The sequence below is a fragment of the Streptomyces sp. NPDC088400 genome (genome assembly GCF_044753355.1).
Lineage (GTDB): Bacteria > Actinomycetota > Actinomycetes > Streptomycetales > Streptomycetaceae > Streptomyces.
Genome location: NZ_JBIVMZ010000017.1, coordinates 89,020 through 107,275 on the forward strand (window position 1 = coordinate 89,020; position 18,256 = coordinate 107,275).

Consider the following 18,256-nt stretch of genomic DNA (forward strand, 5'->3'; position numbering starts at 1 on the left):
CCGTGATTGCTCCGCGACTCCTTCACGGTCGTCCCCGCGCGGCTCGCGGCCGCGCTCGCGGGAACGCTCCCAGGTCAGGGCCGTGGGGCAGTCCGTCGAGAGCCGTACGGCAGCCGCGCGCCGGTGGTACGGCGACCGTACGGCCGTGGCCCCCGCACGCTTCCACATGCCAGGGGCCACGGCGCACGCGTGGTCACGCAGCGCGCGGGGTCACTCACCCACTGTCCGTGACGCGTGGCGTCACGGGTCGGGTCACGGGGCCTCGGAGGCCGAGGAGCCTCCCGGGGCTTCGGCGGCCTGCTTCTTACGGAGGAGGAACACCGCGGCGCCGCCGAGCACCACGAGAGCGATCGCGACGCCCGCGATCATCGGGGTGGCACTGGAGGAACCGGTCGCGGCGAGGTTGTCCGTGGCTCCCGCGGAGGAACCCCCGGCCGTGGCGGGGAGGGGCCGGGAGGAGGCCTGCTGGGTCACCGGTCCCGCGTCGCTGGTGGTCACGCAGTCCAGGACCCCCTTGAAGGTCTGTGTGAACCCGGCAGCCGCGACCGTGAAGTCGTACGCCTCGTCCTCGCCGACGGGGACGGTGAAGGTCTCGGACCCGCCCGCCGCGACCGAGTGTTCGGTGCCCGCGAGGTCGAACGTGAACGCTTCGTCGCCCCGGTTGGCGGCGGTGACGTCGACGCCGCCCTCGGCGCAGTTCTTCTCGGCGGTGATCGCGGGTATCGCGCCCTGCTCGGCCCAGTTCGCGGTCGCGGTCGCGGAGACCGTGGAGTCGCTGGACCCGGCCAGGATCTGCGTCTGGCTCTTGGTCACCCCGGCGAACGCGCGGCCTACCGGCACGGAGGTGGTCGCCTGCACACCGAGCGAGGCCGTGCCGCTGGAGGCTGCTTCCGGGACGTCGAAGTACAACTCGGTGCCGTTGACCGCGGAGCTGACCGGTGTCCCTTCCTTGTCGGTGATCCTGACGCCGCTGTCGGCCGCGTCGGCGGGCGGCGCGACCGTGACGCCGGCGGCGTCGGTGCGGACCGTGACAGGACCGAGCTTCTCGCCGGCCTTGCCGGAGACCGCACCCGGCTCCAGGGTGAGCGAGGCCTTGGGCTCCGCGCTGGTCCGGGCGCTCTTCTCCAGCCAGTCGGCGAGCTTCTCGGCCTGCGGGTCCGTCGCGTCGACGTCGACGCCGTCGGAGTAACGCCAGATCGCCACCTGGGTGCCGGCCGCGGCGGTCTTGTCGGTGAGCGTTCCCGTGCCCGCACTCCTGGCCAGCTCCGAGAGGTTGTCGATCTGCGGGTAGGAGTGCTCCAGGATCCAGCGGATCTTGCCGGCGTTCCGGTTGGCCCCGAGCGAGGTCTGGTCCCAGGGGGTCTCCAGGTAGGTCGCCTGGTCCTGTGTCGGGTTGTGGATGTCGATGCAGTACGTCTTGAGACTGCCGCCGCCGTCCACGGTCATCTCGAACAGTCCGGCGGGCAGTTGCTGGTCCCCGCCCTCCGCGTGCAGCACGGCGCCGTCGTAGGTCCTCAGGCCGTCCAGGGTGGCGGCAGCGCCGCCCTGGTGCGGGGGCACCTCGTCCGCGACGGCCGCGCCGCCGCCCACCAGAGAGCCCATTGCCACCAGAACCGAGGCCACCACCGCGGCGCCGAGCCGGGCGGCGCCGCGCCTCCGCACCGGTGACGCAGATATCGCAGAAAACACAGAATTCCCCTTCGAGCAAGGCCTTCTCGCGCGTGAACGCATCGGGGGATGCCTCGCCGGCAGACTCAAGTGCCCCGTAAGTACTGGGAATACTAAGGAAGGCGAGAACCGCCGAAGCTCGCCCGGCCGCTCAGCCAACCGTTCCGAATCGGAATCGTTATCGACCCTCCCGCAGGGCTCCGGAATAGGGCAGGCAGTATCGACAAATCTCCACAACTTCCGCCCAGGGCAGCCTGGTCGACCCCGGTGGATCATGCCGGAACCACCGCGGACGCCTCGGCCGGAGCGTCCGCGGGCGCCACCGCCGGGCCGGACGGCCACGCCTCCCCCTGAACCACCCCGCGGACGGGCTCACGAGCCGGCTCACGGACCGGCTCACGGCTTCCCGGTCCGCTTTCCTGGCCCCACCCTTGGCTCTGCCTTTGACTCTGCCCCTGCCCCTGGCCCTGGCCCTGCGTCGCGCCGCTGTGACGCTCCGTCAGTGACGGAGTCGCCCTGGCCACACGTCTGAAGGCCGACGTCCCGCGGGACAGATCGTGGCCGACCGCGACCGCGTCGATCTCGACGGACGCCCTGCGCTGCCCGTCCCGCTCCTCCTCGCGCACCCTCAGCCGGCCATGCACCACGAGCGGCTCACCGACGGAGACCGAAGCGGCCAGATTCGCCCCCAGCGTCCGCCACGCCCACACCGTGTAGAAGCTCGTCGGCCCGTCCGTCCAGACGCTCCGCTGCCGGTCCCAGCGGCGCGAGGTCACCGCGAACCGGAACCGCGCCGCGCCGCCCGTGACCGACTCCCTGAATTCCACCGCTGTTGCCACATTCCCCACCAGCGTCACCACGGTGTCGTTCATAACTCCCCCTTCCAGCCCGCTGCATTGACTGAATCCATGCTGGACCGGACGGAAAAAATCTGCTGACACCTGTGGATTACCTGTCAGTTGTGGAAAACCCCGTCACCCGATCGTGCGGGTATGCCTCCCCATTTCCTCCGTAAGTCGCTCACACCCGATCACGGCAACTCGCCCTGGAACAAACCCACTTGCTCGACACAGCGTCGGCTCCTCGCCCGCCTGCTCGTACGGTCACGCCGTCACACCCGAGACCGTCACGTACTGCTCCCGCACCTCCCGGTACCGCATCAGCTCCGCCGAGATCGGGTCCAGCACCCGCGCCCGCCCGCAGCCCGCCGCCGCCTCGCGCAGCCGCCGCTCGGCGTCCTGCCCGTACCGCCGTGCGGGCCCCCTGGCCGCCGCACCGCAGGCCCACTCCACGAACGGCCCGCCGATGATCCCGGCGAGCATGACCAGCACGGGCGGGAGCAGCCCCGGGTCCAGTACGCCGAGGATCTGCCCCACCAGCCAGAGCGCCCCGTAGAACTGAAGCAGCGTCATCGACGCCTGCGCCAGCACGGCCGCGGGCCACCAGGCGGGCCGCGGCGGCCGGCCGCTCGGCGCCCCCACCGTCACCGCCAGCGCGTCCAGCGCCTCGGGGAGCCCCTCAGCGCCCCGTAGCGCCGCCTCGCGCACGGAGTGCGCCCACGGCGCGGGCAGCCCGGCGGACGCGTCCTCCGCCACCGTACGTACGGCCTGTTCGACCCGCTGCCGTGCCGTCAGCTCCTCCTCCACGATCTCCGGGGCCTGCGGGAGTTCGCCGCCGGGCGTCCGCTTGCTCTCGTACCAGCGCCACAGCCGCAGCCACGGCGTCCCGCACGCGCGCCCCGCGTTCCTGCTCCACTCGCGCTCCGCCGCCTCGCCCGCGGCCACCGCGCCGACCGCCCAGGCCAGCCGGTCCACGAACTGCTCGCGGGAGCGCTCGCCGAGCCCGGCGCGCCCCTCGGCGACGTATGCGGAGCGCAGCCGCCCGGCCGCCGCGTCCACATCGGCGGAGAGGCGCCGGGCAGCGGCGTTCCGGTCCTGCACCAACAGTCCGAGCAGCTCGCGCAGCTCCCCCACGCCCTGCCCGGAGAGCGCGGAGAGCGCCAGTACCGTGGCGCCCGGCTCGCCGTGCTCCCCGAGCGCCATGCCGTCCTCGTCGAGGAGCCGGCGCAGATCGTCCAGCACCTGGTCGGTGGCGTCGCCGGGGAGCCGGTCGATCTGGTTGAGCACGACGAAGGTGATCTCCGCGTATCCGGCGAGCGGCCGCAGATAGCGCTCGTGCAGGGCGGCGTCCGCGTACTTCTCGGGGTCCACGACCCAGATCACCGCGTCCACGAGCCCGAGCACCCGGTCCACCTGCTCACGGTGGACGACGAGGGCGGAGTCGTGGTCGGGAAGATCGACAAGGACGAGGCCGTGCAACTCCTCGTCGCCGTCGCCGCCCGCCAGCGGCCTGCGGCGCAGCCGCCCGGGGATGGCGAGCCGGTCGAGCAGCCCCGCCGCGCCGTCCGTCCAGGTGCAGGCGATGGGAGCGGACGTCGTCGGCCTGCGCAGGCCGGTCTCGGAGATCGGCACCCCGGCCAGGGCGTTGAACAGGGTCGATTTGCCGCTGCCCGTCGCGCCCGCGATGGCGACGACGGTGTGGCGCGAGGACAGCCGCTGACGGGCGGACGCCTCGTCCAGTACGCGCCCGGCCTCGGCCAGGACGGATCCCTCGACCCGGGTCCTCGACAGCCCGACCAGCTCGCCCAGCGCGTCGAGACGTACCCGCAGCGGCCCCCGGTACGGGCCACCGATGGGCGTGTGCGCCCCGCGCTCGCCGGGGGCGGCCACGACGCCGTCCCGTGCGCCGGTGAGACCGCTCAGGCTCTCCGGGCCGGCCAGCGCCACCAGGCCGCCCCCCAGGCCGTCGAATCCGTCCGTACCGCCGTCCAGATCGTCCTTCTCACCGACGCGCCGGGCGATGAGCCCGTCGTCCCAGTTGCCGGTGGAGTCGGCGTCACCGGCAACGGGGACCGCCCCGGCCCCGACCGCCTCTTCGGTCATGCCGGCCTCCGCCACACCACCAGCGCCACCAGCGCCACCAGCACCCTTGACCTTGTTCATCACAGAGATCTCGTCCGTCACGGGGGCTCCCTCGGGCATCTTGGGCATCTCGGTCACCTCTCCTTCTGCACCACGGACAGCGCGGCGATCAGCTCGCCCTGCGGCTCCGGGGTCACCTCAAGCGCGTCGAGGGGCGCCAGCCGCCGGTCGCGCTCCCCGTGCAGTACGCGGTCGATGTACGTCGTCACCAGCTCGCCGCCCCGGTCGCGCAGCCGTACCGCCGCCTGCACTCCGATCCGCTCCGCGAGCCGCTCCCCGGCCAGCCGCGCCCGCCGACCGCCGAGCAGGGCCGCCGCGAGAAGCGCGGCCACCGTCTCGGAGTCGGGCGCGGCGTTCCGTTCCAGCTGCCGCACCTCCTCCTCGGCCAGTTCCTCGAGAACCCGGCGCCAGCGGCGGACGGCCATCCCGACCCGTTCCGCCGACTCGGCGTCCAGGCCCGAGACGTCGACCGCTCCGGACGCCGGTTCGCGCTGCCAGACTTCCGCCACCCGCTCGTCGGCGGCGGCGACCGCGCACTGCAACAGCGCGCCCAGGCTCTCCACCAGCGAGTCGAGCAGTTCCCGCGCCGAGCTGTCCCTGGGGTAGCCGCGCCAGCGCGTCCGCGCGTCCCCGGCGAGCACCGCGCCCCGCTGAAGCTGGCGCCGTACCCGTTCCCCCTCGGCCGCGTAGGCCTCCTCCACTGTGCCCTTCAGCCGTACGGACGCGGCGTACTGCGCGGCCACCGCCCCGGCCAGCTCCGGCATCCGTACGTTCAGCGAGTGGATGACCCCGGCCGCGGTACGCGCCACGGCCTGTTGCCGGGCCGCCGGATCCTGCACCCGGTGCGCGAGCCAGGCGAGCAGCGGCGCGACGGCGGTGGTGGGCAGCAGCCCCCTCCCGGCGCCCGCGGACTCGGGCAGTTCGGGAATGGTGAACCGGGGGACGTCCCCGAGCCCGGCCCGTCTGAGCAGCGCCCCGTACTGCCGTGACACCTCGTCGATCACCTGGTGCGGCACCCGGTCGAGTACGGTCACGAGCGACGCGTCGTACTCCTTCGCGGTACGCAGTAGATGCCACGGCACGGCGTCCGCGTACCGTGAGGCCGTGGTCACCATCACCCACACATCCGCGGCGCAGATCAACTCGGCGGCCAGCAGCCGGTTGTCCACGACGAGCGAGTCGATGTCGGGGGCGTCGAGCAGCGCGAGCCCGCGCGGCAGGGAGGAAGCGGTGTCGATACGGAGCGCTTCCTTCTCGGCTCCTTCCGTCCCGGGCCCCCCGTCATCCTCCTCCTGCTGCGGCAGCCATACGCGCGTGAGATGCGGCAGTACCCGCATTCCCGCGAACCAGTGGTGGTCCTCGGGGTGGCACACCAGCACAGGCGTGCGCGTGGTGGGCCGCAGCACCCCCGCCTCACTGACCCGGCGCCCCACAAGGGAGTTGACGAGCGTGGACTTACCCGCACCGGTGGATCCGCCGACGACCGCGAGCAAGGGCGCTTCGGGGTCCCTGAGTCTGGGAAGCAGATAGTCGTCGAGCTGTGCGAGCAGCTCGGCCCTCGTCTGCCGGGCCCGGGGCGCCCCGGTGAGCGGCAGTGGAAGACGCACGGCGGCGACACGGTCGCGCAGTGCGGAGAGTGCGTCGATCAGCTGGGGCCGTACATCCAAGGTCACCACATGCGAAGAATGCCCAATTTTGGAGCCTTTTTGAAGCGTATGGACATCCCTGCGCGCCGGTCAATCGCACAGGACAGACGGGACGAGTGGGGCACAGGCATAACGAGTGCACAACACCCGGGGCGCGAGAGGCCAAAAGCGATGCGTGAATCGCACCCGCCTGCGATTATCGGTTCGCTTCACTGAACCTCCACATCGTGCCACGCACGTGAAGCAACCGGGTCAAGGTGATCGGAGCTTTATCCTTGTCCCCGGCAGGCCACGGAGCCCCACTGGGACTCCGGGCCACCGAGGCCACCATCGGCCCCCGTAGCTCAGTGGATAGAGCAGGCGCCTTCTAAGCGCTTGGCCGCAGGTTCGAGTCCTGCCGGGGGCACTTCTACGCGCGGTGCGAACCCCTCCTCCGGGAGGGGTTCGCACCGGTCGGACGGCGCACATCTGATCTTCCGCGTGATTCGCTCCGCACGGTTTCCCCGCCGGGCTCTCTCGTGCGGGCCCGGCCGCTCGTCGCTTCACGCTCGTGCGCCCGGGTACGGCTCACGCTCCGCGTCGGCGGTGTCACCGGCCGCGGCCATCCGGCCGATACGCCCGGCCATTTCCGGCGCGAGTGTCCAAGGCGAATGGTTTCCGCCACCCCTGCCCTGGCGCGTGCCGGTCTTCGACTGCCCCTCCCGGAGACCCTCAAGTGTCCGCGCAATACGCTCAGTTTCAGCGTATTGCGAGCATCGTCCTGCGCGAACGAGTGCAACTTGCCCTTGTTATGGGCGGGTTTCACGTATCAATGCACTGCGGATTCGCGCAATCCGAGCAACTTCGTTTCATTGACACGGTGTTCTCCACTCGCTTTACTCCATGGGACGCCGGAGTTGAGCACTCGGCGACAGAGGTACGCCCAGCCGGTAAGCAGCCTGTGGGCCGCAAGCCCGGACAAAGTCGCCAGGACCGTTTCGGGTCCGAGGCGGGGACGTATCCCCCTCATCTTCTGGAGTTCGAAGGTGCCTAGCAATCGTGTCCGTTCCCGTCGGAGTCTCACCACCGCGGCGGCGGTCCTCGCGGCAGCGGTGATCACGCCGCTGTTCGCCGCTTCCACCGCCGGCGCGGCGGCACAGGCCGTGACCCTGCCGCCGGTTCACGAGGGGTTCGACTATCAGATCGGCGGGGCCTACACACCGCCGGCCGGAGTGAAGGTGGTCAGCCGCGACCACACGGCTTCTCCGGCGGCGGGGCTGTACAACATCTGTTACGTCAACGCTTTCCAGGCGCAGGAAGGCGCGGAGAGCGAGTGGGACTCCGACCTGCTGCTGCGGGACTCGTCCGGGGAGATCGTGTACGACGGCGGCTGGGGGGAAGCCCTGCTGGACATCCGTACGGCCGCCAAGCGGGACCGGATCGCCGCGAAGGTGAAGACCTGGATCGACAGCTGCGCGAGCAAGAAGTTCAATGCCGTGGAGCCCGACAACCTCGACAGCTACGACCGGTCCGAGGGCCTGATCAGCGAGGCCAACGCCAAGGCGTTCATCAAGTCGCTCTCCTCATACGCCCATGAGAAGAATCTGGCGATGGCGCAGAAGAACACCGTGAATTTCTCCACCGCGCGAGCGGAGACCGGACTCGACTTCGCGATCGCGGAAGAGTGCGGTGAGTGGGATGAATGCGGTGATTACACCGAGGGATTCGGCAACAACGTCATCGTGATCGAGTACCAGGAGTCCGCCTTCAAGAAGACGTGCGCCGAGTTCGGCAGCCGGCTGAGCGTCGTTCTGCGCGATGTGAATGTCACCGTTCCCGGCAACAGCCAGTACGTGCGCAAGACCTGCTGATCGCGCCCCTGACCGGATCCGCCGGTCCGGCCCGCTGAGCGCCCCAAGTCGGCCCGGTGTACTCCCGTCAGACGGGTACACCGGGCCGCGACGCTATCCGGGCCGGGCCCGGACAGCGGTGGAACTCTCGGCTCAGGCGAAGGTCCAGCGGTCGTCGTCGGCGCTGGTGTCCTCGCACTGACCGAGGTCGAGCGGGACATCGTTGCGGCGGTCCGCCTTCCCCTTCACGTTCAGGCACAGGCCGTCGCTGACGAAGTTGCGGATCCAGTACGTACCGTCCGGCCGCGGGTCGAGCCACCACCGCTGATTGTCATTGTCCAGATCGCACGCGTACTGCTGGGCCCGGGTCATCCCCGGTGTGGCACCGCGACCGGGAAGATCCAGGCAGAGGCTGTCCTTGCTGTTGCGGATCTGGAAGAGAGCGGCTCCCTTGGGGCCGCCGTCCTTGTCGCTGACCACCAGGTCCCACAGCTGGTTGTCGGCGTCCGTGCCGTTGCAGGGGTACTGGTTGACCCGGGTCTCGTTCGCTCCCTTCCCGAAGCCGGGAACGTCGGCGCACAGGCCGGTCGTCGTGTTCTTCAGCAGGACCCTGGAGGCACTGGAAGCGGCGTTGGCCTTCCGGCGGAGGGCCTCGGCCGCCGCCTTGGCATCGGCCTTGGCATCGGCCTTGGGATCCGTCTTCTTCGAAGGGGACGGCGCCGCCGACGTGGCCGGTGGGGGCTGCTTGACCGTGTTGCTCGGCTTGACCGTCGGTGAGGCCGAGGGCGACGGTGACTCGGTTGTGTAGTCGCCCCCGGGGTTCGCGGACCGGGCGGTGTCCAGGACCGTGCCGCCCGCCTGCTCGATCCGGTCGGGACGGGACGGCTCGTCGTCGTTCTGGAGCAACACGACGACCGGGACCGCGATCAGTATCGTCCCGATGATCGCCGCGGCGGCCAGCATCGGCTTCTTGGGACCGCCCGGGGGCGTCTGCTCTCCGGTGGCCGAGCCCGCTCCGCCGCCCCGCGCCTGCGCGACGGCTGCGGCGGAGGCCGAGCCTGTGGTGGCCGAGGACGCGGAGGCTGCGGACGCGGAGGACGTTGCGATTTCGGCGGAGGACGATGCGGTGGCGGCGGAAGGCGCCGCCGTGGCTGATGCCGCGGAAGCCGACGCGGAAGTGTCTTCTTCAGCCGCCGAATCCGCTCGCCCCGCCTCATCCGGGCCGACCCCGGGGGTCGGCTCGTCACTCCCCCGGTCGGCGCTCTTCGGCTCGTCGCTTCCCTGGTCGGTGCTCTTCGGGGCAAGCCCCTCCCGCTCCGCGCCCTCAGCCTCTTGCAGGACCGAATCGCCCGGTCGGCCCGGGGTCGGGGCGTTCGCGGCGGCTGATGCGCCCGTCGACGAGCTTCCCGTGTCCGCCGCTGCCGGAACACCGTCCCGCCGGGGACCACCAGGCGCCAGGTCGTCGCCCGGATCCGAGGTCGCCCCCGACACCGTCACCGCCCGGCGGACCGTCACGTCGGACGTACTCGACGTACTCGACGTACTCGACGTCTCCGACGGCGTGTTGGCGAAAGGCTCTTGCTGACGGGCCATTTCAGCCCCCTCATTCTTTATGTCGTCGGTTGGTGTCGTCTCACGGTCCGGTGCCGATGGGCCCGGCGCAGCGTTCCGGCCACTGACCGGTGCCCGCCGCGGCCGAGCGCCCACGCACGGCTTCGTCGAGCCGGGCGAGCGCGGCGCGGTCCGCTTCGAGATCGCGTTCGGTGGCGTTGTGGGGACCGGTCAGTTCCCGCAGGAAGATCTGTACGGAGGTGTCGTCGGAACGGACGTCCAGAACCTGGAAAAGGGTTCCCGGGGCGAACACCACTTCCTCGGCACCGTGACCGGTGCCGAGCAGTTGCCGTACGCGCCGACCGGTGGCCGACCAGATGACGTAGCAGGCGTCCGGCGTCGTGAGCGCGTTCGCGGAGTCGAGCGGCACCGCGCTCACCAGGGCGGGATCGCGAAGCATCGCCCCAGGAAGCGGGGCGTCGGCACCGCCCGCAACGGACCCGGCGCCTGTGCCGCGCAACGTCGCGCCCCGGTAGGACGGCAGCCTGTTCAACGCCGACGCCACGCACGCCGCGTACGGCAGCATCTCGTCCTCGTACTCGCGCAGCGCCCGGGTCACCGCACCGTGGCTCAACGGGCCCTTCGCGGTGCGCAGATAGAGCCGCAGCGCGATCAAGTCGGCGCGGGCGGCCTCCTGTTCCTTGCCACGCAGGGCGGGCATACGGGCGAGCGACTGGGCCACGGCCGCACCGTGCCGGTCCCACTCCGCATCGGCGAGCGCCCGGAAGGCGTTCCGTTCCTCATCCGTACTCCGATGCCCCGGGCCGAGCGGGGCGGGGGCGAGTGGAGCCTGGATACGGGCTCTGGGGCCCGAGGACGAGGATGCGGATGCGGACGGGCTGGGGCCCGTGTTCGGGGCGGGGGCTGTGTCAGAGCCGCGCCCTGTGGCCGGGGTTGAGCCGGTGTCCGGGCGGGGCCCGGTGGCCGAGTTGGGCCCGGTGGCCGGGGAGTCGGCAGCCGGAACCGTCCGTTTCCGCGCCGGGGCCGGGACCGAAGCCCCGCCCGGTTCGCCGGGGGCAGCCGACCGTACGGCGGGCTTCTCGGCGACACCCTCGCGCTCGGTGGATCGACTCTCCCGCGCGGGAGCCGGAGAGGCCTCGGGAGCGGGGCCCCTTTCGGGAGCCGGAACCCTCTCGGGACGCGGAACCCTCTCGGGACGCGGAGCCGTCTCAGAAACCGGAGCGGGCACGTGTCCCGGAGCGGGAGTCGAGCCGGGTGCCGGGAACCGAGGACGAGTCGCGGGCCCGGGTGGGGAGCCCTGGGCGGATTCCGGTCCGGCACCGGGCTGTTGACCCAGTGGTCGGCCGGATGCGGCCCCGGCGGGCGCGCCGGAAACCGGCCGTCGTACGGGTGTTGGGCCGTGCCCCGCCTCACCCGCCTCTCCCGCCACGGATGTCCCGCCGACCGTACGCGTCGGTCCGGGCGCCGTCGTAGGTTTCCGGTCCTCCGGCTTCTCGGCCTCCCCGCGCGGCCCGGCGGATGTGGGGCGCCCGGCAGTACCTGGCTCACCGGCTCCGGACACGGGCGTCGACCGTGTGTCCGGCCCGGAGTTCGGCATCGGGTTCGGTATCGGGTTCGGTGCCGTCCTCGGCCGGCCCTGCGGCGCACTCGGTGCGGGGCTGCGCCCCGCGGTCGGACCCGGCCGGGAACCGGCCGCCGGACCGGCACCGGCGCCGGCTGCACTGGCACTGGCACTGGCACTGGCACCAGGAGCGGCTGCCGGACGTGTCCTGGGACCAGCCGTGGCACCGGCGCCGGCATCAGGACCGGCGCCGGTCGCCGGACGTACATCCGCTGAGTTCGGTGCGGGAGCCACGGGTCGACGCGCCTCGTCGGCCCGCTCCGGAGCGGGCCGCCCCGGAGAGACGGGCCGTCCCGGGAAGGCGGGCCCTCCCGAAACGGCGGCCGCCCCCGGCGCTACGGTCCGTCCCGATCCCGCGGTCTGTCCCGGCCCCGGGGTCGTTGCCGGGCCTTCAGCCCGTACGTGGCCTTCCGTACGTACCTGGCCGCCGGCCCGTATCTGCCCTCCGGCCCGTATCTGGCCTCCGGCCTCTTCCCCCGCCCCGGCCTGCTGAGGAACCGTGGCCCGTCCCGGTTCCGCGCCCCGGGCCACCGGTGCGGCCGACGCGTAACGGAGGGTCCGCAGCCCGTGCTGCGCCGCCAGGCGGCGCAGTTCGCGGCCGCCGTCCATGGCGATGCCGTGGACGTGCAGGGTGGCGCGCTCGCGCAGGTCCACTGCCAAGGAGTCCAGCAGTCCGGACAGGGCCGGCGTCAGGGAAGCGTCCATCCGCTCGCCGGGAACACCCACTTCGACGACCGGGCCTTCGGAGCTGACCTTGCGCGTCGTATGGGAGAGGCCGGGGCCTCCGCGCGGGCCGACCCACAGGCCCGCCCTGGTCACCGTGACCTGCCACCGGTCGTCCAGGCCCACCACGCCCTCTTCCGGGCGGGCGGGGCCCCGCAGCGGCGGGGACCACCGCAACAGCCTGGGGGCGGGCGGCTCTTCGGCACCACGGGCCGGGCTGCACATGACGGCGTCCACGAACGGCAGCCACCTGGGCGCACTGTCGGGACCGACCAGAACGGACCGTACGGAATACGCGCCCATCGGGCCGCCGGAGGCGCTGAGCGGCAGACCGGTCATCACTTCCACCTCGGTGTCCAGCTGATCGGACACCGACTGGCCCAGCGGCAGCAGATCGCGCAGGCCTCCAGGGGCGAGCCGTAGGCGGAACCTCACCGACTCGGGCAGGGCGGCGAGCACACCGGCGACCTCCGCCGCCGAGACGTCCTCGCCGTAGGGCACACCGACCACCACGGTCAGGCGTCCGGGATCGACCGGTACCGCGTGGTACAGGTCCCCCAGCCGCGACGCGGCGGCCTCGGCGGGCCGTACCAGCAGCCCCGCCGGGATCTGTTCGACCACGGATCCGCCGTCCGTCCTCGACGGCACACCGCGCAACGCCGTCTGCCACGGCGGCGCGGGGCTGCGCGGTCCCAGCGGCTCCGGATTCTCCCCCGGCGCGAACCGCCACCAGCCTCTGTCGACTCCCGACCCGACGGAGGCACCCGAACCTGCGGAGGCACCCGACCCAACCGAGGCGTACGGCACGAAGAGCGAGCCGCCGGGCACGACCACGGCGGGCCCGTCCGGCGCCTTCACCTCCAGCCGCCAGGCGTCGGCGATCCGGCGCGCCGTGGCGGGCCGTTCCTTGGTGTCGTGCCCGGCGCCGGCCATGACCAGTTGTACGGTCTCGGTGCCCGACTCCCGCAGGGAGTCGAGCAGTTCACTCAGCCGGGGCCAGAAGGCGGCGGCCGTCACGCCGTCGGTGCCCGCGATCACGGTCACGGTTCCGTCGTCGGAGTACAGCCCACGGGCCAGATCGGTGACATCGGCCGGGCTCAGCGTCTCGTCCGAGGGTGAACGGAGCAGCAGCAGACCGTCGTAGTCCTCGACCAGGACGGCCTGGTCCGCCCCGTCACCGGTGGATTCGTCCCGGTTCGCCGGTACGGCTCCGGTCCGCTCGCGCCCCGTCGAGACCGAGGACCGGCCTCCGCGACGCCGGGTGAAGGCACCGCCCCACCGTGTCACGGCTGAATCCTCCTGTCGGCCGGAGCCCCCGCGGTCTCAGCAGGATCCGCCTGACCTGCCGGGCCTGACAGGTCAGCGGGGACCGCGGGCGCGGTCGGCTCCGGAAAGTTGATCGGCTCCGGAAGGTCAAGTGTCTCCGGCACATCGGTCAGCGCCGGAAGGTCAGCTGTCTGCGGCGCCGAACCGTCGGCCGCCGCGTCCCCCACCTGTACCGCTTGGATGGACGGCGCCCTCTCCTCGCCCGACTCGCTCACGCTCGTCGGCCGCGGCTCACCACGCTCCTGGGCCCCGATCTCCTCGACCAGTGCCTCGGTCTCCATCACCATGCCCGCGGGCCCGGTCGGGTTGACGTAGAGGGAATGCCCGTCGGGAAGTTGCCCGACCAGGTCGGCCACCGGTACGAGCCGGGCGGCGAACGCCCCGACGACGCGGTAGTACGCGGGCGAGGTGAAGACGGGGATCACCGGTCCGCCCTCCGACGACCGCACGGCCAGCGGCTCGCCGTCGGGGCCGGTGAGCACCGCGACCTTGGCGGCGGCCAGCGTACGGAGGACCTCCTCGGCGGGGCCGTACCCCGTGACCGCGAGCTGGATGGCGGACTCGACCGGGTCGGTGGGCGTCGGCCAGCCGAGGGCATCCGGGGAGGGGCGGTAGTCCTCGTTGTCCGCCCACTGGGTGATCTCACCCGTGGAGTCCGTGCGCCACCGGCCGGGAACCGCCCAGTCCGGCGGCACTCCGTCGCCGGACCAGGCGGGGTCGGGCACGCTCACCCACTGGTCGGGGAGAAGCCGGGCGGCCTCGATGACTTCCTGGGGCGGTTCGGGCATCGGTTCGTCGGCAGCGACACCGGCAGCGACCGCGTCGCCGACACCGACACCGGCTCCGGCTCCGGCTCCGGCGGTACCGGTGGCCGACGCCGACGCCGACGCCGACGGGGGAACTATGTCCGGGAAGGATTGTTCGTCGCGCTCACTCACCGGCACGCCCTCCAGAAGCACAAGACGTGTTCCACACCTTAGAAGTCACCTTTCACAGTTGGCAGTCTGATGGAGCAGACCATTGAGCGAGCGCTCCATCCGATTGCCCGACAGCGTGCGGTAGATGAATATCAAGTGACCAGGGATGCCGGGTCGCGACAGAGGCGACACTGCCTCTCCTCCGACGAGCCCACCACGGCCGAATATTCTGACGGATCGTCAGGCACTCGTTCCCCGCCGCCGGTCGATCCTCGTGGAGGATGGCCTGTGTACGCTGATCGAGGGTCAACGGTATCCCGAACTCCTGGATTTCCACTGTGGCGGTCATCTCGTCTGGACCAATGAGGCGCACTGTACCGGGAAGGCGTCCCTCTGTACCCTCCGGTCCCTCCCCGTAACCTCCGGTCCCTCCGCCCTCATCCGTTCCGGCCTCCCGCCCGGCCCGTGCACCGCACGAACGGGCCCGGGGCGACCGGCTCCTGAGCACGCCCCGGGCGCATCGCGTCGGCCGCGGTGGTGGAACCGCCACCGCAGCAGGGCCGTCTTCCCCATACCGGTGAGACCCGTACACACCCCTGTACGCCCTACGCACGCCCCATCACCACGATCCCTCCAACTGCCCCCAGTGCCACGGGCTCCACTCCGTGGCCACGAGGAGAAACCCATGCCCGACCAGCAGCAGGCCTCAGGCACCCCGGCGCCGCGCGGCCGGACCAGCGCCGATTCCTCAGCCGAGGTATCGTCCGCCGGGAACAAGAGCGAGAGAGAAAGCGGGACGACGAAGGAGTCGGAATCCGCTCCGGGCAAGGCGGAATCCGGCACCGCCTCGCGTGCCGGCGAAGACACCACGAGCGGCGTCGGATCGCCGAGGAGCACATCCCGTACGGCCACGTCCGGCGCGGTCAGCACCACATCCGGATCCGGCAGCGCGTCCGGGACCGGTGGGCGGAAGAGCGAGCGCGCCTCCTCCGGCGCCCCGAGCGAGGAGCGGGCCTCCGGCGAGCGCACCGAAACGGCCGCCGCGGCCGACGCCCCGGCCACGAGCGCCTCCGCCAAGGCCGGGACTTCCGCCAAGGCCGGAACCTCCACCGCCGCCGCGGCCACCACCGGCAGCAACGCCGAGCCGCGTGGTGCGGCGACCGCCGCCACCGGGACCGCTGCCTCCGGCGGCAGCGCCTCCGCCGCCGACCCGGGCGTCCCCGGACGCCCCAGGAAACCCATGCTGGCCGGCGCCGCCATAGCGGGGGCCATCCTCGTCTCCGTACCGCTGCTCCTCCTGGGTACCAACTCGGATGACGACCGCAAGGAGAACACCTCTTCGTCGAGCGCGGCCGACACCGTCCTCGGAGACGACGAGCAGCGGAAGGCGGGCGTGTTCGTCGCCGAATCCCCGTCCCCCACGAAGAGCCCGGTCGCCAAGAAGACGACCAAGGCTCCCGAATCCCCGAAGACGCAGCCGCCCGCCCCCAAGACGTCTCCGAGCCCTTCGGCCTCGAAGAAGAAGGAGTCGAAGCCCAAGCCCAAGGCGGTGGTCAAGGCGGACACCGGCGGCATGCCGTCCGTGGTGACCAGCGTGCTCGTCAAGAACTGGACGAACAAGACCTGCGCCGACATACCCGGGTTCAGCAAGGGGGTCAACGACGGTCCCGTCCACCAGTCGGCGTGCAACAGCAACACGGACGACAACCAGCTGTGGAACCTGGAGCGGAAGCTGCCCAAGGCCGGGCCGGGAGGCAAGGACCTCTTCCTCATCCGGAACGTCATGGACGGTCTCTGCATGGACCTGCCCGGCCACGGGTCCGTGGGAGTGGCGACGAGGGTCACGGAGTTTCCCTGCAACGGCACGACGGCCGACAACCAGCTGTGGTGGCTGGACCCGCGGCCGGACGGTACGTACTGGGTCCGGAACTACGCCAGCAACCAGCAGTGCCTGGACTCGCAGTCGGCGAACGACCAGAACCGCGACCTGATCATCTACCCGTGCGCCGCCGAGAACTTCAACAACCACCAGTGGTACTTCCCGCGCAAGTGAAGCACCGTCCCAGGTTCTGACAGGACGTAACCCGTGTCCCCGGCGGTCTCCGCCGGGGACACGGGCGTATCAGTTCTCTTCCGCCGCTCCGGGACCGGGACGCTTCCGCTCCTCCGCTGTCCCGTCGCCGGTACCGGATCCGTCGTCCGTCTTCCCGGGTGTCGGCGGCTGCTCATCCGTCATGAAGTCGGGCCAGCCTTCGACCGACCCGAGGTCCGGCAGATCCGCGATGCCCTCGGGCGGGCCACCGGCAGGCGCGGACGTGGACGCGGGCGGCCACTCGTCGAAGGCCCCCTCCGCCTCGTACTGCTCCAGTTCGGCCTTGCCCGCCCGCAGCGCGCTCGCCGTGACGAGCTGCCCCACCGGAGCGGAGGAGCTGAGGAACAGCACCTCCTTGCCTTCCGGCAACCGGTTCAGGAGATCGGGCACGAACATCACCTCGTGCGGAGGCAGTTTGTCCTCCTCCAGTTCCGGTGATGTCGAGAAGACGGGCACGGCCTCTGTACCGTCCTCCGCTTCGGTCACCGCCAGGCCACCGGTCTCATCGACGCATACGGCCACCTCGGCGTCGGCGAGCATCAGGGCGAACAAATCCTCCGAGGCGTATCCGGTGGCGACCAGCTGCACGGCGGCGTCCACGGGGCCGACCGGTGGGGCCCAGCCGTGCGCGTCGGGTGAAGGACGGTACTCGGTGTTCACCTCCCACTCGACGATCTCCCCGTTCTCGTCGCTGCGCCAGCGCCCGAGGCTCGCCCACGAGGGCGGGGGTTCGCCCTCGTCACCGCTCCAGTGCCGATCGATGATGGACAGCCAGTGGTTGGGGGCCACCTTGGCGGCCTTTACGTAGTCCTCGGGCGGCTCCCGGAAACCCTCCTGGCCCTTGAGCACGGCGGACGGGCCGCCTTGGACCTCGGAGGGGCCCGCCTCGGCGGTGTTCTCAGGCTCGTGGTCCGGAGGACCGGAAGGGCTCGTCATGGGAGGCAACTCCATCGGTGTGCGATGTGCGATGTGCGGTGCGGGGTTCGATGAGCGGTGCGCGGTGCGGGGTTCGATGTGCGATGTGCGGTGCGGGGTTCGATGAGCGGTGCGCGGTGCGGGGTTCGATGAGCGGTGCGCGGTGCGCCGCGGTCAGTTGTCGAGGCCGAGGGCCGGATCCTGGCCGGTCCCTCCCCCCGCCCGGGCTCCGGCGGAGGTCTCGGTGACCGGACGCTTCGGCACCTCCGCGCCACCGGCCGTCGAGGAGCGCGCGGGAGCCGACGGCCTTTCGGACTTCTCCCCGTCCCCCGCCTCCCGGGCCGCCGCTTCGACCGCCTGACGCAAGGCGTCGCTCTCCACGGTCATACCGACCGGTCCGGAGGGGTTGAGGTAGAGCACATGGCCTTCCGGTATCCGGTCCACCACCTGGGGCACGGGCGTCAGTTCGTAGCCGAAGCGCCCGGCCGCGTGCAGATACGTGGGAGACGTGAAGACGGGCACCACCGACGCCCCGTCGGGCGAGGTGGCCGACAACGGGACGCCGCCGGGGCCGAGCAGGACGGCGACCTCCGCCACGGCAAGCGTCCGCGGCACCGCCTCACCCGGGCCGTAGCCGGTGGCCGCGAGCTGGACCGCCTCGTCCACCGGGTCGGTCGGCGCGGGCCAGCCGAGCGCCTGGGGCGAGGGGCGGTACTCCTCGTTGGGGCGCCACTCCTCGATCTCACCGTCCAGGCCGGACCTCCACTGACCCACCACCGCCCAGTTCGGCGGTTCGCCCTCCCCGGACCACGCGGGGTCGACCATGCCCAGCCAGTGGTCGGGAGCGAGCCGGGCGGCTTCCTCGATCTCCGCGGGGACCGGCGGCGCGGTGTCGTCGGCGGGCCCGGCCTCGGCGGTGGGCGCTCCGGCGGCGGTGTTGTCGTTCATGAGCTCCTCGCTGGGATG

Annotated in this window: 11 protein-coding genes and 1 tRNA gene; 3 read left to right on the forward strand and 9 right to left on the reverse strand. The window is 71.7% G+C overall.

Annotation, left to right across the window (positions count from 1 at the left end; genetic code table 11):
• Positions 1-252: 252 nt before the first annotated feature.
• The 4 genes from ACIQD6_RS32185 to ACIQD6_RS32200 form a co-directional block, all read right to left on the reverse strand.
• Positions 253-1,689 (reverse strand): Cys-Gln thioester bond-forming surface protein, encoded by a 1,437-nt coding sequence (locus ACIQD6_RS32185; RefSeq protein WP_401889464.1) that lies wholly within the window; start codon positions 1,687-1,689, stop codon positions 253-255.
• A gap of 251 nt (positions 1,690-1,940) precedes the next feature.
• Positions 1,941-2,540 carry a single-stranded DNA-binding protein gene (locus tag ACIQD6_RS32190; RefSeq protein ID WP_401889466.1) on the reverse strand — a complete coding sequence of 200 codons (600 nt, stop codon included), beginning with the start codon at positions 2,538-2,540 and terminating at the stop codon, positions 1,941-1,943.
• Between the two features lie 231 nt (positions 2,541-2,771).
• Complete coding sequence (locus ACIQD6_RS32195) at positions 2,772-4,718, reverse strand: GTPase (protein ID WP_401889497.1); 1,947 nt, start codon at positions 4,716-4,718, stop codon at positions 2,772-2,774.
• A gap of 5 nt (positions 4,719-4,723) precedes the next feature.
• Positions 4,724-6,316, reverse strand: coding sequence for a dynamin family protein (locus tag ACIQD6_RS32200; protein ID WP_401889499.1), 1,593 nt, complete (start codon positions 6,314-6,316; stop codon positions 4,724-4,726).
• 312 nt (positions 6,317-6,628) lie between these two features.
• Here ACIQD6_RS32200 and ACIQD6_RS32205 point away from each other — a divergent pair.
• Together ACIQD6_RS32205 and ACIQD6_RS32210 are read left to right on the forward strand one after the other, a co-directional pair.
• A tRNA-Arg gene (locus ACIQD6_RS32205) sits at positions 6,629-6,701 on the forward strand.
• Positions 6,702-7,320: 619 nt separating this feature from the next.
• The gene (locus tag ACIQD6_RS32210) at positions 7,321-8,145 is read left to right on the forward strand and encodes an endo alpha-1,4 polygalactosaminidase (protein ID WP_401889468.1); all 825 of its coding nucleotides are present in this window, start codon (positions 7,321-7,323) and stop codon (positions 8,143-8,145) included.
• A gap of 132 nt (positions 8,146-8,277) precedes the next feature.
• On the opposite strand, the gene ACIQD6_RS32215 is transcribed toward ACIQD6_RS32210, so the two are convergent.
• From ACIQD6_RS32215 to ACIQD6_RS32225, 3 genes are read right to left on the reverse strand one after another with little or no spacing between them, the layout of a single operon-like run.
• The gene (locus ACIQD6_RS32215; RefSeq protein WP_401889470.1) at positions 8,278-9,717 is read right to left on the reverse strand and encodes an RICIN domain-containing protein; all 1,440 of its coding nucleotides are present in this window, start codon (positions 9,715-9,717) and stop codon (positions 8,278-8,280) included.
• Between the two features lie 40 nt (positions 9,718-9,757).
• On the reverse strand, positions 9,758-13,327 hold the full coding sequence (locus ACIQD6_RS32220) for a hypothetical protein (protein ID WP_401889473.1): 3,570 nt from the start codon (positions 13,325-13,327) through the stop codon (positions 9,758-9,760).
• Positions 13,324-14,304: a type VII secretion system-associated protein gene (locus ACIQD6_RS32225; protein ID WP_401889475.1), complete on the reverse strand. Its 981-nt coding sequence runs from the start codon at positions 14,302-14,304 to the stop codon at positions 13,324-13,326. Before ACIQD6_RS32225 ends, ACIQD6_RS32220 begins: the two co-directional genes overlap by 4 nt.
• A gap of 664 nt (positions 14,305-14,968) precedes the next feature.
• On the opposite strand from ACIQD6_RS32225, the gene ACIQD6_RS32230 reads away from it, so the two are divergent.
• Entirely contained in the window at positions 14,969-16,336 is a 1,368-nt protein-coding gene (locus ACIQD6_RS32230; protein ID WP_401889477.1) for an RICIN domain-containing protein, read from the forward strand.
• 69 nt (positions 16,337-16,405) lie between these two features.
• Here the strand turns inward: ACIQD6_RS32230 and ACIQD6_RS32235 are convergent, their stop codons facing one another.
• Both ACIQD6_RS32235 and ACIQD6_RS32240 read right to left on the reverse strand, forming a co-directional pair.
• A complete protein-coding gene (locus tag ACIQD6_RS32235; RefSeq protein WP_401889480.1) occupies positions 16,406-17,311 on the reverse strand; it encodes a type VII secretion system-associated protein in 906 nt (301 codons plus the stop codon).
• Positions 17,312-17,464: 153 nt separating this feature from the next.
• The gene (locus ACIQD6_RS32240; RefSeq protein ID WP_401889482.1) at positions 17,465-18,238 is read right to left on the reverse strand and encodes a type VII secretion system-associated protein; all 774 of its coding nucleotides are present in this window, start codon (positions 18,236-18,238) and stop codon (positions 17,465-17,467) included.
• Positions 18,239-18,256: the final 18 nt, after the last annotated feature.